Here is a 14,770-nt window from a genome sequence, read left to right on the forward strand (position 1 = left end):
CGAAGCACAACGGCTTCGCGCTTCCCTATCAGATGGCGGACTCTTCTTCGTCTTCCTGAATCTTCGGCACACCCGGCTCGCCGGTTTCGACCGGCGGCGGCACATGCGCGGCTTCCATTTCGCGACGCATGCGATCCTGGACCTCGATGATCAGCAGTTCGAAGCTGTCCTGGAATTCGTGGCGCAGCACCCACGCCGTTTCCATCCAGTCGCCATCAGCCACTTCGGAGCGCGACATGCTCGGACGTGCCAGCTCCATCGAGTCACCGGCTTCAAGCCCCTGCTCCATCTCGTCGAACTGCTCCTCCGCATCGAAGGAGTGCGTCCGCTTGGGCGCCATGGCCTTCTCGAGATCGAAGTCGTCTTCGAAGCGCCCGTGGAAGGCGAAGTTCTGCAGCAGATCGTAGTAGTCGGTGAAGTAGTCCGCCAGCAGACGGATGCCTTCATCGCGTTCGGTCAGGCATTCGAGGATCTCGACGCAGGCGCCTGCCCCCCGGTGCATGACGGCATTCATGGTGTTGCGCAGGCGCGGCACGTACTTCTCGAGCGGCTCGCCATACTTGCGTTCGAGCAGGATCGCGTCGACAAACTGTTCGGGACTGACCACCAGGTTGATCACGGACTCCTTGCTGGAGTCGAACTCGCGCATGATGGCCAACAGATCCTTTGGCGCCAGTTCGTCGAGGACGCTCACCAGCGCCTGGTCGCCCTGCGTTTCGGCGATGGCGACCAGTTGCGATTCCGCCTCGGCGATTTCGCCGGCGAGGATCAGGGCTTGGGTCTGGATGACGGCAGGATGGGTCATGGACTTGGTGCTCAACGGTCAGGGGTATCGAAACCTTGTTCGGTCATCCAGCTTTCACCGGCTTCGCCGAGGTCTTCCGTATCGTCTTCATCTTCTTCGTCGGCCTGGGCTGGGGCGTCAGGCCTGCGGATGTCTTCGGTAAGCATCCACTCGAGCACGGCCGTGGAGGTCAGGAAGACATCGCCATCGGCAGTCTCCAGGCACATCTCGATCAGCGGACGCGCCCACGGCTGGATATCCAGGGTTCTTTCCATCTCCGCCCAGCGCGGGAAACGACCGAGCCCCGGGGTGGCGTTGGCCGCCCGGTCAAGAATCCTGCGGTCGTTGAACGCATACGCCCCATGCAGCGCGGGCGCGACCATTTCCGGCGCCTCCTCGATCATGGGCATCAGATCCTTGAAGCACTGACGCTTTTCCTGCAGACGCAGGTTGAGCACGTTCTTGTTTTCCGAATCAGTGCGCAAGTCATCCAGCTCGCTGTTGTAGCGCTCGGAAAGATCTTCAAAATAGAACGACGTCATGTAATCACTTTCTCAATATACGCATTCCACAGCGAGGTCGCTTCCTGCAGTGGGTCGTCGATCAGGTTGCGGCGGCGCAGCGCATCGTATTCGCGGCGCTTCGCATCGTCACCCAGCAATTCGTAAGCCGTCTGGGCTTCCCGAAAACGGGCCGACGCGTCGGCCGAGGGGTTCCTGTCGGGGTGGTAAAGACGGGCCGCCTTGCGGTAGGCCGCTTTGATGTCATCGAGAGATGCGACTGGCGAAACACCTAGAACTTCGTACGGGTCTCTCATTTCAGTCATCAGGAATAAACGGGGCTTATCATTACTAGTATAACAAGGAACTATTGGCCCCTTCGCAGAGAGTCGGCTTGGCCGAGCCGCGCTGCCCATGCCATTAGCATGGCTGCATCCCGCTCGCGACACGCTGGCGTCCCACCGGGGGAAGTCTGCCGCCCGCGCAAAGAAGGAAGCCTGAACGGACTACGCCACCCGTGGGTGGCGTAGTCCGAGGCAACGCCAGGCGGATCTCAACGCGCGGGAGCCGGAGGCGGAACGACGATCACGGTGTCGCCACCGGTCTTGCCGCGCTCACCCTGGGCTCCGGTATCGCCGGTGGAACCGGTTGATCCTTGTGCTCCGGTGTACCCGGTCGATCCGGTTTCCCCGGTAGATCCTGTCGACCCGGTGGGCCCCATCTGCCCGGTCATTCCGGTGGCGCCAGGGGCACCTGCGGGGCCGGCGGGTCCCGGGACGGGCGCTGGAGCCGGAGCCGGGGCCGGCGTCACGACCGTCGACTTTTCACACGCGCTCAAGGCTAGCGCCATCAATGCCGCTGAAAAAATTATCGAGTACTTCATCTGAATTCCTTTGGAGTGTTGGTCAACAACCGCTCTCTTGGGGAGATTCGCGGTCAGCTGGACGTGCGATTTGAAAATACGCGATACCCGCGCCGTGTTCCGTTCGCTGGCGAACACAACCGCGCGCGTGTGTGTCCCGGCACCGCCGCGCCACGGATCGACTGCAGCACAAGGACTGTCGGAGACGGTGAACCCCGGGACTGACTCCCGCAGCGGGGCCCTTCTGTGCGGAACCGTACAGAGCCGACGCCGTTTTCGGCGTAAATATCATTTGCCGGACGGCAACATTCTCATCAACGGGGCGCAAGTCCAGGGATCGACGAACCATGAAAGCCCTACTCATTACCGGAGTCGCACTGATTGTCATGGGCGCAGCCGTTCTGGGCTACGACCATTACAGCTATACGACGACCGAGAACATCCTCCAGATCGGGCCGATCACGGCGACCGCCGAACGCACGCATACGGTCTCGATACCGCCGCTCGTCGGCTGGTTGCTCATCGGTGGCGGCGCGTGCGTGATCGCTTTCGCCGTACTGTCGAAGAAATGACTGAAAGGGAAAGCCTACATGACCATCAACCTGGCTCTTGCTCCGCTGGTCGCGCTGATCGCCGGGATTCTCATCCTCGTCGTGCCCCGACTGCTGAACTATATCGTCGCGATCTATCTGATCCTCATCGGACTGATCGGGGTCTTCGGGGGCGGCAACTTCAACCTTCGCTGAACTCGGCCGCTGCTCAGCGCTCGCTGCGAACGGACCTCAAACCGTGATCCGGCCCAGGCGCCCTGCCTGGCCGTCCTATGGGAAGGTCTGTCGATGGCCGGCGCGCAAGAGTGTTTCACCACTGAAACACCTCAATCCTGTCGCGCGATTCGTGTCCAGCCCTTTATGAATCAATGGTTTGATGCCTGCTTCTCGGATGGCGACGAGCTGGGGTCGGGGTTCGCCTGTACAGAGTCTGTACAGCGTTGCCGCTGCGCGGCCACCCCAAATGCATTACGAATTCAGACATATCACTTTTAATCAATAAGTTGCGAACATAAAAAGCATACGGCACGGGTCTTGCGAATTCGTGGCCACCGGGCTTGGCATGGTGCCGGCTCTGGCTATCGAAGGGGAATTACGATGAGGAAGACTCTGATCTCAGCCGCAATCGGGCTGGCCTTTGGTCTCGCCGGGCAGGTGTGGGCGAATCCCGTGAATACCGTCAGCGATGTCACGGACACCAATACGCAAACCGCCACCGCAACCGCAACGCAGGGGGGCGACACCAGCCCGCAGGCGAACGAGTTCTCGACGGCGACGCAGGACAACTCGACGAGCAACACCGACAACTCGAACCAGGGCAACAACAGCTCCACCACCGACAATTCGAATCAAGGCAACAACAGTTCCACCAACAGCGCCGACAGTTCGAATCAGGGTAACGACAATTCGACGAGCAGTACCGACAATTCGAACCAGGGCAACAACAGCTCCACCAATAGTGCCGACAGTTCGAACCAGGGCAATAACAACTCCACCAACAGCGCCGACAGCTCGAATCAGGGCAACGACAATTCGACGCACACCAACACCAGCAGCGCCGACGGCGACAACCGCGACAACGAAGGCACGGCGGCGGCCGAGGGTTTCGGCAGCACGGCAGCCAACAATGGCTCGAGTTCGACGGCGAATTTCAATAACGCGTTCAACACGACGCACGTAATGGCCCTGTCGACACTGACCGGTACGGTCAGCGGTGTATCGGTGAGCGGTCTCGGCAACATCGCGACGAACAACGGCAATGCCAACGGCGGAGCGGGCGCAGCCGGCGGGGCTGGCAGCGGAGGCGACGCGACGGGCGGCGCAGCTGCAGGTATGGGTGGTTCCGGTGGTGCGGCATCCGGCGCGCGCGGCGGTGCTGGCAGCAATGGCGGCGATGGTTCAAGTGGCACTGCGTCGACCGGCGAGGCAAACGGCGCAACCGGCGCAACCGGCGGCAATGCGGGTCCCGCGCGAGCCAACGGTGGTGACGGCAGCGCATCGGTTGGCGATACGACGGCCAGCAACGGTTCGTCCGGCGGGGCGGCTACGGTTACACCGTCCCCTCTGCCGGGTAGCGCGACTGCAACCGGCGGGGATGGTACCGCGGGTGACTCGACGGCGGGCGCCAGCAGCAGCACGGCAACCGGCGGGAATGGCGGCACGGCCAGCAATACCGCGGGAGCCGGCGGCAACGGCGGTACGGCGACCAGCGGCGATGCCTCGACGGGTAGCGCGACAGGCGGCAATGGCGGCAGTGGCGGCAACGGCGGCACCAACACCGCAGGTACCGGCGGCGACGGCGGCACGAACACCGGCGGAATGGCGACGGGCGGAACCGGCACCGGTGGCGAAGGCGGCATGGGCGGAGCCGGCGGCACCGCGATGGTCGATGCGGGGACCTTCAACATGTCCAATACCATCAGCGGCAGTTTCACCAACGGCGCCGGCATCATCGTCAATGCCCAGAACAGCGGCATCGGTGCACTGGTGCAGCAAAGCGTGAATGTGCAGGCAAACCTGACAGTCAGGTAACTCGCGCGCGCAGAGCCGGGGGAACCGAGAACCTTCCCCCGGTTTCATTGGCAGTCGAGGAGTCAAGCCATGAAACAGGTACTGCACTTGCTCGCCCTGGGCATCGCGCTGGCGCTGATGTACGGCACGGCCGTGCCTGCGTGGGCCGATGACCTGGTGATGCTGGGTGATGCCGAGGAACTCTCGGTGCAGGAGCCGGCGTCAAGGCTGCTGGGAGCGCCGGTACTCGATGAGGCGGCGCTTTCCGGTCTGCGTGGCGGCGCCGACACGCATAGCAGTGAAATACGCGCGATCGGCGCGGTGAGCGAGATTTCGGTTTCGGATGCCGCAACCGGGCACAACCTCATTACCGGCGGTGCGCTTGCCGGTGCGAGCGGGGTGCCGATGTTCATCCAGAACAGCGGAAACGGGGTCCTGATCCAGAATGCGGTGATCCTGAATGTCGAAGTGAATTGACGAGGCGGCGATGAACGTCCGCGCGTGGTTTTCCGTCCTCATGCTGCCCTGCTGCCTGCTCGAGCCTGCCCTCGCGGATTCGCCGGGGATACTGGGCCCGGCCGGGAACAGTTACGCGGTACCGGTGACGAGCCTCAAGGGCGCGCGCTTTGTGTCGACGCTGCGCCAGCAATATGACTTCAGTTGCGGCTCGGCGGCGGTCGCAACCTTGCTGACGCATCACTATGGTCTGAAAGTCGACGAGGTCGAGGTCTTCAAACATATGTTCGAACGCGGAGACCAGGCGAAGATTCAGCGCGAGGGCTTTTCCATGCTTGACATGAAGCTCTTTCTCGATGGCAAGGGCTTCCGCGCCGAAGGTGTGCGCGTATCGCTCGACCAACTGGCCGAGGCCGCCGTGCCGGCGATCGCGCTGGTCAAGGAGAACGGGTATTCGCATTTTGTCGTCGTGAAAGGCGTGCGACCGAACGCGGTGGTTATCGGCGACCCTGCCCTGGGCACGCGCGTGCTTCGTCGCAACGACTTCGAGAAGTTCTGGACAAACGGCATCCTGCTCGTGATCAACAACAGGGTCGATCTCGCGCACTTCAATCGCGAGCGGGACTGGCAGGTACGACCGGCGGCGCCACTCGGCAACGGGGTTCGGGGGGCGAACAGCATGGACGTGCAGATGCTCCGTCCCGGCCCGATGGACCATTGAGCGAAACGACCATGATCGCGCCGCGGCCGGGACGACTTTACAGACTGCTCGCCTGCGCCGTCGTGGCGGCAGGAATTCCGCGGCTCGCGATGCCGGTTCAGCAGGACGCCCTCCAGCCCGGGCGCTTCGGACACGTGGCCGAACAGGTTCCGCAGCATGCTGCGGCGTTGCAACACCCGGGATTGATCCCGGCACCGCAGGGTGCGGATCGGATCGAGCGCGCTTCGCCCGGCGCGCGAGCCCCCGATCAGGCCGAATCCGGTGGCCTTGCCGGGATCAATTCCCCGGGTGCAGGAGAATCTCTCCTGTTTGCCGGCGTGACCGTGCTCGATGACGCGGTGATGGATGGCCTGAGGGGGGGATTCGAGACCCCCGGCGGCCTGATGCTGTCCTTCGGCATCGAGCGTCTCGTCTATATCAACGGCGAGTTGCTGAGCACGACCAGCCTGAACGTTGCGGATCTCGGCACGCTGGTCGGCGGGAGCGCGGAAGCCGCGAAGGCGCTGACGGTGGGAAGCACTGTCGGCCTGATCCAGAACGGGCCGAACAACACCTTCGATGCGAGCATGATCTCGTCCGGTGCCTTCGCGACGGTGATCCAGAACACCCTGAACGATCAGACGATACTCTCCGTCACGACCATCAACGCCACGGTGAACAGCATGGACATGCTGCAGGCCAACCGTATCGGCGACTCGCTCAGAAGCACGGTTAACAGCGCGCTTTTCAGATAGGTGCGCTCCGGACATTCGGCAGCCCGCCCGGGGGCAAGCTGCCGAAGGCCTTGCCTCAGAGCTGGAGCGGCATGCGCAGGGTGAGCTGGAGATCGGGCGCGTCCTCGGTGAGCCCTGCGCCGATCGTCAGATTGAGCGTATTGCCCGAATTGAGCCTGTACGAGTAGCCGAGCAGCAAGGTTCCCAATTGCGCGCGGATCGAAGTCGTCGGCCGCCGCCCGCCTACCCTGACCTTGCCTACCGACAGGTGATCGTAGCCGATGCTGAACGACGATCGGTCGTTCAGCGCGAGGCCCATGCCGAAGTTGAAGCCAACCGCGCCGCCCGGCTCCACTTTCCCCAGATCGAGATCCCCGTCATTGGTCTTCTGCTTGACGTTGTCGCGCGCAAAGCTGTGCTGATAGCTCACGCCGCCAAAAAACACCACCGGGTCGGACGGCAGGAGCACGGTGAGCCCTGGCTGGACCGTGTAGAAGCCGGACCCGGTCGGCATCTCGGTCTGCAGCCCGGTGCCGGTGGTGCCGCGTATCGTGCGGTCGACCTTGACCTCGAAGGGGTCCTTGCCGGTGCGCGTCTTGACCCGCAGCGAGGCGATGTAGTACGGATCCTCCGCGCCCCCGTCGTTGAGCTGATAGCGGCCGGTGAATTCGATGTCTCCAAGGCCGTGGCCATCGACGTCGAACGAGGTATCGGCCGCGGCGCCGGCGCCGACCGGCCGGCTGACGCTGGTATCTGTGCGATATACATAGGGAATCTTGGCTTCAAGTTCGAAGCGGTTGGTGATTCCGCGCCGCACCGTCAATGCGCCGATGAAGGTGTCGCTCTTCACCTCGCGCACGTCGATCAGTCCGATCACGATCGCCGGGATAATCGTGTATCCGACCAGCGCGACGCGATTGCTGGATGAGTGGGCGTACTGCAGCGAAGGTTCGACCAACCACTTGCCCGGCGGAGTCAGGACACCGGGCTGCTCGAAGATCGGCGCGACCGCGGGCGGGCGGTTCTCCTTGGGGCGTTCGGGCGCCTGCCCGACCGGTTTCGGCGCCTGCGCCAGCTGCTGCGGGGGACGCGGCGGGGAAACCGGCTCGGGCGGCGTCGCTGATGGCGCGGCGACCGCGCCCGCCGATGCCGTTCCCCGCCCCCTGACCTCGCCGATATCGCGGGTGCGCTGCATGCCGTCGATCAGCATCTGCTGCTGCGCGAGATCACGTTTGAGCGCTTCGATCTGACGGGCCTGCTCCTCGATCCGCTCCTTGAGCGCTGCCATCGATGCCGTGAAGCTCCCCTCATCGGCATGGGCGGCGGAGCCGCAGGTGGCGATCACAAGGCCGGCCAGACTGCATCCCAGCATCCGTCCTTGACGATGTGCCAGTGCTTTCATGATTCCCCCACATTTCTCGTGCTCGACCAAGGCCAGGCTGCGGCCCGCTGGGCTACAGGACAATCTTCAGGCGATCGATCATGCGATACAGCGTGACGCGCGAAACGCCCAGGTGGCGCGCCACTGCCGACACATTGTTCTGGTACCTGCTCAAGCTGCTCTCGATGACTTCCCTCTCCACCGTCGAGCGGACTTCATCCAGGGTCTGACCGGATGCATCGACGTCCGACGAGGGAAGTCCCAGATCCGCGGCACTGATCAGCTTGCTTTCGGACATGACCATCGCGCGCTGCACACGGTTGATCAGTTCCCGAACGTTCCCCGGCCACGGGTATCCGCACATCGCGCGGAACGCTTCCGAACTGAAGCCTTTCACCTGCGGACTCTTCTGATGCTGGTTGGCCTTGAAGATGGCGGTTGCCAGCAGCGCAATATCCTGTTCGCGCTCGCGCAGCGGTGGGACGCCGAGATGCAGCACGTTGAGCCGGTAGAAGAGGTCCTCGCGGAACTGCCCTTCGGCGACGGCGCGGCTCAGATCCCTGTGGGTCGCCGCGATCACCCGCACGTTCACCCGCACCCGCTCGGTCGAGCCGACCCGCACGATGGTCTTTTCCTGCACAAAGCGCAGCAGGTTCGCCTGCAGGTCAAGCGGCAGGTCGCCGATTTCGTCGAGGAACAACACCCCCTCGTTGGCCGCCTCGACGTTGCCGATCTTGCGCTGGTGCGCACCGGTGAAGGCCCCGCGCTCATGCCCGAAAAGCTCGGATTGAATGAGATTGGGCGCGATCGCGCCACAATTCATCGCGACGAACGGCCCGTTGGCACGCTCCGAGTGATGATGGATGGCGCGGGCGACCAGTTCCTTGCCGGTGCCGGACTCGCCGCCGATCAGCACCGGGGCATCCACCGTCACGATCTTGTCGAGTTGGCGGTACAGCTGGAGCATCTTCGGGCAGCGTCCGGTCATCCCGTACCGCCCGATCTCATCGTCCTGTTCGACGATGCTCCTGCAGATCAGCGCCTTGCCATGCGCGTGACCCAAGGTCATGACCAGACGATCGCGGTCCAGCGGCAGCGTGTGAAAGTCATGAAAACTGCGCAGCACCATTGGCGCCAGGCTCTGGTTGTGCAGCAGTTCGCGGCCCAGGATTGCGATCCATTCGATGTCATGCCGGGCGATCAGGGATTCCAGCTCGCGGGGCGACCACGACTGCGGTGAGGTAAAGGCCACCAGGCCGACCAGTGGATGACTTCCCGCCAATACCTTGTTGGCGGCCTCGACGGTCGACGCGACCGCGAAATCCCAATCGGGGAGGCCCAGATCATTCAATCCGGCACGGACCATGCCGTTGCTGTCGAGTAATACGCCCTTCCGCTTTTCCATGACCAACCTCGAAGTCCGGGCCGTACTTGCGCATTCCGGGCATCGGAGACCGTGGCGCAAGCCCTGCCTCCTGCTCGGGTACGTCCCGCATGCCAGCTCGGGTTCCCGGACCGCAACCACTGATCGGGTTCGCCAGGGAAATGCCCGGCCAACCCATTTGCATCAGTCTGCATTTCGCCCGAGCCATTTACGCACGGAGAGGATGCATGAATGATGCCAATCGTCGGGTGTATCCATGCCGGTGTGTGTCGTGATGTAACAATATGCTTCTGGCATTCGTGCGCGCCATCTAAAAATTCCTATGTATTTTTTTGAAGACATGGTCATGGACTGACGCTCGAAAACGCTCGCAGCACCCTCGCCTGCTGCGTCACGCTCATCGTTCTCGATGCGCATTGGGGACGGAAATGTCGCCCATGAAATACCGGGGGGTGTGTAGGAAATCGCCGCATTTGACGATTATTGGACGACATGGACGCATGGGGGCGAAGGCTTGGGTCAATTGGCCCATTTGCAGCAAGGGGGTGCGATCGGCTGGATGTGGCCGCTCGTGCGCATCGCGTGGACGCTGAAATCCGCCTTGAGCGCTTCCCATCGCGCGCCCTGATTATGCTCCAAGCATTTATTTCACCGGAGTGATCGACACCGCATCGATGACTCGACGGCACGTGTCAAATTCTTCGACACTAGGCTTCACGGCACACATCGCGGTGCAAGTCGTGCAAATGCCTCATCGGGGGTCGTGCAGGCGGAAAAGATGACGGGGTGTGTCGTGGGCATTTCGCGAGCGCGCCGATCAGGGGCAGAATTGGCGGCAAGCGTCGGGAAGCCCGGACTTACCCAAGGAGCACGCGTGGACGACTATCGCAAGGCCTTCGTAATTGTCGTGGCGGCCCTCTTCGCACTCGCCCTTTACTGGATGCTGGCGCCCTTCTGGGGTGCCTTGGCGTGGGGCATCTGCCTCGCGTTTCTGCTGGCGCCGGTGCATCGCAGACTGACCCGCAAGCTCAAAGGACGCGCCGACCTGTCAGCCGGGATCATCACCGTGCTTGTTCCCGTCATCCTTGCAGGCCCGCTGGTCAGCCTTGGCATCGCATTCGCGAATCAGGTGACGGAGCTGATCACCCGTCTCCAGGCCGAGGAATTGCGGTTCGATATCCATCTGCTCGCGCAGCTCGAGCAATACCCCATCATCGGGAGTCTTGTCGAATGGCTGCGCCAGAACTTCACTGCGACTACCGAACAGCTCCAACGCTGGCTGGCAAGCGGCACCCAGATGTTGCTGAAGTCGCTGGCCGCGACGGGCGGAAATTTTGTCCTCAGCGCCGTGGGTACCGTCGTCCATTTCTTCATGATGCTGTTCCTGCTCTTCTTCCTGCTGCGCGACGGCCCGAAGCTGCTAGGCCGCGTCGTGCACCTGGTCCCGATGGAGGCACAGCGCAAGGGCGAGTTGCTCCATTTGATCGGCGGCACGACACGTGCCGTCGTCTACGGCACCGGACTGACGGCTCTTGCCCAAGGGGCTCTGGTGGGCATCGGCTTCGCGATGGCGGGCCTGCCCTCTGCGGTCGTCTTCGGCGTGATGGCCGCACTTCTGGCACTGTTGCCGATCGGCGGGGCAGCGCTCGTGTGGGTGCCGGGGGTTCTTGTCCTGGCGGCCAACGCCGAGTGGGGCTGGGCGATCTTCCTGCTGATCTGGGGCTTGGGCGTGTCGATCTCCGACAACCTGCTGCGGCCATTGCTGATTTCGAGCCAGGCACCGGTGTCGATGCTCGCAGTATTCGTCGGCATCATCGGCGGCATTTCGGCCTTCGGCATCATCGGCCTCATCATCGGCCCGGTGCTGCTCACGGTCCTTGCTGCGCTCCTGCGCTTCCTCGCCGATCACGTGTCGGACCAGGCGTAAGCGTCGGCGCAGAATGGAAAAAGCCCCGACTCGCGGGGCTTCTTCCTTCCTTACTTACTTACTATTGCCCGAGGGCTTACGCAGCCTTCTTCGGGTGAGACGTCACCGGCGCCATCATTTTCGTCGTTGCGTCGCCGACCGCTTTGGCGTTGGCTTCGAACATGCTGTTCGTGTCCTTCACAAACTTGGAGAACATGTCGAACCCCGCATTCGTGCCGGCCTTGGCAGTCGCGTCGAAGCCGAGTGTCGCGAAGTACGACGTCACGAGCTGGGCGACCTGTTGCTGCGAATCGGCAGCAATCTCCTGCACGCTGCGGAAGTACGCCGCGCAGTGCTCGATTGCCGGAGCGTTGATCGTGGTCTGCAGGTTCTTGAGTTCGCTGACGTCCCTCGCCTGCAGCAGACTATTCGACGCGGCGAAGCCGTCTTCCAGTGCGACACGGGCCACATTCAGGTTCAGGGCGGTCAGGCGCTCGACGCCGGAAAAGGCGACCTGCGACAGCGCCATCAGGGCGTTGGTGTAGGTCTTGGCGGCGCGGATTTGTTCGGGTGTGGTGGTTTGCATTATTACTTTCCTTGTGGGAATTGCCGCGTAAAGTGGTCTGGAATGAAATCAGCTCAGCGTTGCTCGCTGTCTTCGTGTACCAGTTTTTATGTTGCGACGCAGCACGCACATACAGTGTGGCCCCATTGGGCTGAGAGTCAAGCCTTATATTTCGGGCCGGCAATGCGGGACGAAATCGCCGATCTATAGTTAAAGCGAGACCCATATTTGGGAGGGGTAAAAGTATGCGCCGGATATCGATGCTCATCGTGCCGTTCATGCTCTTCGGGAATCTCGCAAGTGCCGCCGAAGCCCCTCGCGACGCGTCCCGGGGCGAGTTGTTGTACGCGACGCATTGCGAGGGCTGCCACAACCTTGATGTCCATTGGCGCGACAAGCGGGTCGTCACCGACTGGGCAAGCCTCAGGCTGGAAGTGCGCCGCTGGCAGGATGTCGCCGGGGCGGGCTGGGGCAACGAGGACATCGAGGAGGTGGCGCGCTACCTGAATGCGCTGCTCTACCGCTTCCCCGCCACGGACTGAGCGGAGACCGTGCAACGCCAATCGATTCAGGAGCTGTGAGCGTGGAATTCAGGGATTACTACCAGATCCTCGGTGTGGCGAAGACCGCGACCGCCGATGAGGTCAAGAAGGCTTACCGCAGGCTCGCACGCAAGTACCACCCGGATGTCAGCAAGGAGCCGGAAGCGGAAAAGCACATGAAGGAGGTCAACGAGGCCAACGCCGTGCTTTCCGATCCGGAAAAGCGCGCGGCCTATGACCAGCTGGGCAGCCGTTATCGGGCCGGTCAGGAGTTTCAGCCGCCACCGGACTGGGACGCGGGATTCGAGTTTTCGGGGCGCGGTCCGTCGCCAACGGACGATGCGGATTTCAGCGACTTTTTCGCCAACCTGTTCGGCCACACGGGCCGCGCCCGGCATGGCGCCGACGATTTCCGGATGCGCGGCCAGGACCGTCACGCCAAGATACTGATCGATCTGGCCGACACCTATCACGGGGCAACACGGACGATCACCCTGCATGTCCCCCAGGCGGATGAACACGGCCGCGTCGGGGTCAGGGAGCACAGCCTGCACGTGCAGATTCCCAAAGGCGTGAAGGAAGGCCAGCATATCCGCCTGAGCGGCCAGGGCAGCCCCGGCCTGGGCGGCAGCCCGGCGGGCGACCTGTTTCTGGAAGTGCAATTCGCGCCCGACGCACGCTATCGGATCGAGGGGCGGGATGTCTTTCAGACCCTCCCGGTGACGCCGTGGGAAGCCGCGCTGGGGGCGTCCATCGAAGCGCCCACGCCCTCGGGTGCGGTGCAGGTGAAAGTGCCGGGAGGGTCGCAAAACGGCCGCAGGCTGCGCCTGAAGGGACGCGGGATTCCGGGAGCGTCGCCGGGCGATCTCTATCTGGTGCTGGACGTCGTGCTGCCTCCGGCAGACAGCGACAAGGCCCGCGAGCTCTATGCAACGATGGCGCGGGAATTGGACTTCGATCCCCGCGGAAAAGTGAGGGGGTGAGCCGTGACGCAAAATGAGATCGTGACCGGCGTCCTGGTCGACGAAGTTACCCTGACCCTGGAAGAGGCGGCGCAAGCCTGCGGGGTCGAGCCGCAGTGGATTGTCGAGCGGGTCGAGGCCGGATTTCTCGGCGACGGTTCGGTGCAGATGACGTACTGGCGCTTCGCCAGCCACGACCTGACGCGGGCCCGGCGCATGCGGCAGCTCGAGTCCGCCTTCGATGCCGTGCCGGAACTGGCCGCCCTGGTGGTCGATCTGCAGGAGGAAGTCGCGCGTCTGCGGCGACGGCTCGGGTCCGTCTGATTGCTCGATGCCGGCCACTAGCCGGCGCCCCGGGCGAACTGCTTGGCCATGAAGGTCCAGATCATGCGTGACGCGTCCGGGCCTTTCGGGTCACTGTAGCGCTGGCCCGCGGCGCCGCCACTCCACGCATGGCCGAGGCCGTTGACCTCGCACAGGGTCGCGACCAGCTGGCCGCGCGCCCGGTAGTCGGTAATGGTTGCGGCGTAGCGTGTGCCGCGCTGCACGGTGCGCGGCGTGCCCGGCTTCGCACCCGCCCGGGCGGCCCACAGCCGTGCCGCCTCGGCGCCATTGCCGGGCGCGACGACGTAGTCGGCGGTGCCGTGGATGACCAGCAAGGCTGGCGACCGTGTTCCGGCAGCGATTGGCGCGAGCGCGTTGCCTGCGACCCGGCGCCCGCGCATGGCCCGCAAGGCGGTGGCCGATGAATGCGCGACGCCGGTTCCGATACCCGAATGCATCGCAATCGCGCGAAAACGCTGCGGGTGATGGGCCGCCATCAGCGCGGCCATCCCTGCACCCGCCGATAGCCCGGCCAGCGCGATGCGCTCCGGGTCGACCGCGTGCAGCTGGCAAACCTGATCGATCGCGGCATGGATGGCGCCGACCTCGGCCTGCGCCCGGCCGGAGCGCGTGTCATACCAGTTCCAGCAGCCTTGCGCATTCGCGATGCGGTCCTGCTCGGGATACAGCACGAAGAAGCGTTCGCGCGCGGCGATCCGGTTCATCTTGCTGCTGGAGGCCAGGGCTTCCGCGCCCTGCCAGCAACCGTGCAGCATCACCACGAGAGGCAGGCGCTCGCCGCGCCGCACGCCGGGAGGCTTGTAGAGCCAGTAGCGCCGGGCGCCCGCAGTGCCGATGGCGAGCCCCGCGCTCCAGTCGCCGACGATTGGCGCGCTGCGCTTTTCCACGACACGCTTCGCCGGCGCGCGTTTTTTCGCCGCTGCGGGTTTGCGCGCGGGCTTTGCCTTCAGCGCCCGGGTGATCGCCTTCGAACCGGCGCGAATCGCCGTCCGCGTCATCGCCGTCAGTGCCCGCTGGAAGGATCGGCTCAAGAGGGCATTTCGCCTGCGTCGTGCCATGCCTTCAGCGCTCGATCATCAATGGAGCAA

General features: G+C 63.5%; 17 protein-coding genes. 10 read left to right on the forward strand and 7 right to left on the reverse strand.

Annotated elements, in window-relative coordinates; all coding sequences use genetic code 11:
* Positions 1-28: 28 nt before the first annotated feature.
* Genes GPA27_RS12830 through GPA27_RS12840 form a run of 3 tightly spaced genes read right to left on the reverse strand, consistent with a single transcriptional unit; the run spans position 29 to position 1,601 of the window.
* Positions 29-805, reverse strand: a complete 777-nt coding sequence (locus GPA27_RS12830; RefSeq protein ID WP_169141018.1) for a hypothetical protein — start codon at positions 803-805, stop codon at positions 29-31.
* 11 nt (positions 806-816) lie between these two features.
* The gene (locus GPA27_RS12835; RefSeq protein ID WP_169141019.1) at positions 817-1,326 is read right to left on the reverse strand and encodes a hypothetical protein; all 510 of its coding nucleotides are present in this window, start codon (positions 1,324-1,326) and stop codon (positions 817-819) included.
* Positions 1,323-1,601 carry a DnaJ domain-containing protein gene (locus tag GPA27_RS12840; RefSeq protein WP_169141020.1) on the reverse strand — a complete coding sequence of 93 codons (279 nt, stop codon included), beginning with the start codon at positions 1,599-1,601 and terminating at the stop codon, positions 1,323-1,325. The genes GPA27_RS12835 and GPA27_RS12840 overlap by 4 nt, the downstream gene beginning before the upstream one ends.
* A gap of 892 nt (positions 1,602-2,493) precedes the next feature.
* On the opposite strand from GPA27_RS12840, the gene GPA27_RS12850 reads away from it, so the two are divergent.
* The 6 genes from GPA27_RS12850 to GPA27_RS12875 all read left to right on the forward strand — a co-directional run bounded on the left by GPA27_RS12850 (position 2,494) and on the right by GPA27_RS12875 (position 6,618).
* Positions 2,494-2,718 carry a hypothetical protein gene (locus GPA27_RS12850; RefSeq protein WP_169128352.1) on the forward strand — a complete coding sequence of 75 codons (225 nt, stop codon included), beginning with the start codon at positions 2,494-2,496 and terminating at the stop codon, positions 2,716-2,718.
* A gap of 18 nt (positions 2,719-2,736) precedes the next feature.
* Positions 2,737-2,892: a DUF3096 domain-containing protein gene (locus GPA27_RS12855; RefSeq protein ID WP_169141022.1), complete on the forward strand. Its 156-nt coding sequence runs from the start codon at positions 2,737-2,739 to the stop codon at positions 2,890-2,892.
* A 474-nt stretch (positions 2,893-3,366) separates the two neighbouring features.
* Positions 3,367-4,728: a beta strand repeat-containing protein gene (locus GPA27_RS12860; protein WP_256222932.1), complete on the forward strand. Its 1,362-nt coding sequence runs from the start codon at positions 3,367-3,369 to the stop codon at positions 4,726-4,728.
* Positions 4,729-4,797: 69 nt separating this feature from the next.
* Positions 4,798-5,184 (forward strand): hypothetical protein, encoded by a 387-nt coding sequence (locus GPA27_RS12865; protein ID WP_169141023.1) that lies wholly within the window; start codon positions 4,798-4,800, stop codon positions 5,182-5,184.
* A gap of 10 nt (positions 5,185-5,194) precedes the next feature.
* Positions 5,195-5,884 carry a C39 family peptidase gene (locus GPA27_RS12870; protein ID WP_169141024.1) on the forward strand — a complete coding sequence of 230 codons (690 nt, stop codon included), beginning with the start codon at positions 5,195-5,197 and terminating at the stop codon, positions 5,882-5,884.
* The gene (locus GPA27_RS12875) at positions 5,881-6,618 is read left to right on the forward strand and encodes a hypothetical protein (RefSeq protein WP_169141025.1); all 738 of its coding nucleotides are present in this window, start codon (positions 5,881-5,883) and stop codon (positions 6,616-6,618) included. Before GPA27_RS12870 ends, GPA27_RS12875 begins: the two co-directional genes overlap by 4 nt.
* A gap of 55 nt (positions 6,619-6,673) precedes the next feature.
* Here the strand turns inward: GPA27_RS12875 and GPA27_RS12880 are convergent, their stop codons facing one another.
* Both GPA27_RS12880 and GPA27_RS12885 read right to left on the reverse strand, forming a co-directional pair.
* Positions 6,674-8,029, reverse strand: a complete 1,356-nt coding sequence (locus GPA27_RS12880) for an autotransporter outer membrane beta-barrel domain-containing protein (protein WP_246261074.1) — start codon at positions 8,027-8,029, stop codon at positions 6,674-6,676.
* 22 nt (positions 8,030-8,051) lie between these two features.
* Positions 8,052-9,383 carry a sigma-54 dependent transcriptional regulator gene (locus tag GPA27_RS12885; RefSeq protein ID WP_169141026.1) on the reverse strand — a complete coding sequence of 444 codons (1,332 nt, stop codon included), beginning with the start codon at positions 9,381-9,383 and terminating at the stop codon, positions 8,052-8,054.
* An 853-nt stretch (positions 9,384-10,236) separates the two neighbouring features.
* Here GPA27_RS12885 and GPA27_RS12890 point away from each other — a divergent pair.
* On the forward strand, positions 10,237-11,289 hold the full coding sequence (locus GPA27_RS12890) for an AI-2E family transporter (protein WP_169141027.1): 1,053 nt from the start codon (positions 10,237-10,239) through the stop codon (positions 11,287-11,289).
* Positions 11,290-11,365: 76 nt separating this feature from the next.
* Here GPA27_RS12890 and GPA27_RS12895 read toward each other — a convergent pair whose 3' ends face one another.
* Complete coding sequence (locus tag GPA27_RS12895; protein WP_169141028.1) at positions 11,366-11,854, reverse strand: phasin family protein; 489 nt, start codon at positions 11,852-11,854, stop codon at positions 11,366-11,368.
* 239 nt (positions 11,855-12,093) lie between these two features.
* Here GPA27_RS12895 and GPA27_RS12900 point away from each other — a divergent pair, with 239 nt between their 5' ends.
* The 3 genes from GPA27_RS12900 to GPA27_RS12910 are packed head-to-tail and all read left to right on the forward strand — an operon-like array spanning position 12,094 to position 13,661.
* Positions 12,094-12,375, forward strand: coding sequence for a hypothetical protein (locus GPA27_RS12900; protein ID WP_246261076.1), 282 nt, complete (start codon positions 12,094-12,096; stop codon positions 12,373-12,375).
* A gap of 41 nt (positions 12,376-12,416) precedes the next feature.
* Positions 12,417-13,358, forward strand: a complete 942-nt coding sequence (locus GPA27_RS12905) for a DnaJ C-terminal domain-containing protein (RefSeq protein WP_169141030.1) — start codon at positions 12,417-12,419, stop codon at positions 13,356-13,358.
* Positions 13,359-13,361: 3 nt separating this feature from the next.
* On the forward strand, positions 13,362-13,661 hold the full coding sequence (locus tag GPA27_RS12910) for a chaperone modulator CbpM (protein WP_169141031.1): 300 nt from the start codon (positions 13,362-13,364) through the stop codon (positions 13,659-13,661).
* A gap of 17 nt (positions 13,662-13,678) precedes the next feature.
* Here the strand turns inward: GPA27_RS12910 and GPA27_RS12915 are convergent, their stop codons facing one another.
* On the reverse strand, positions 13,679-14,713 hold the full coding sequence (locus GPA27_RS12915; protein ID WP_246261078.1) for an extracellular catalytic domain type 1 short-chain-length polyhydroxyalkanoate depolymerase: 1,035 nt from the start codon (positions 14,711-14,713) through the stop codon (positions 13,679-13,681).
* Positions 14,714-14,770 lie beyond the last annotated feature (57 nt).

The organism is Aromatoleum toluolicum (assembly GCF_012911005.2).
Classification (GTDB): domain Bacteria; phylum Pseudomonadota; class Gammaproteobacteria; order Burkholderiales; family Rhodocyclaceae; genus Aromatoleum; species Aromatoleum toluolicum.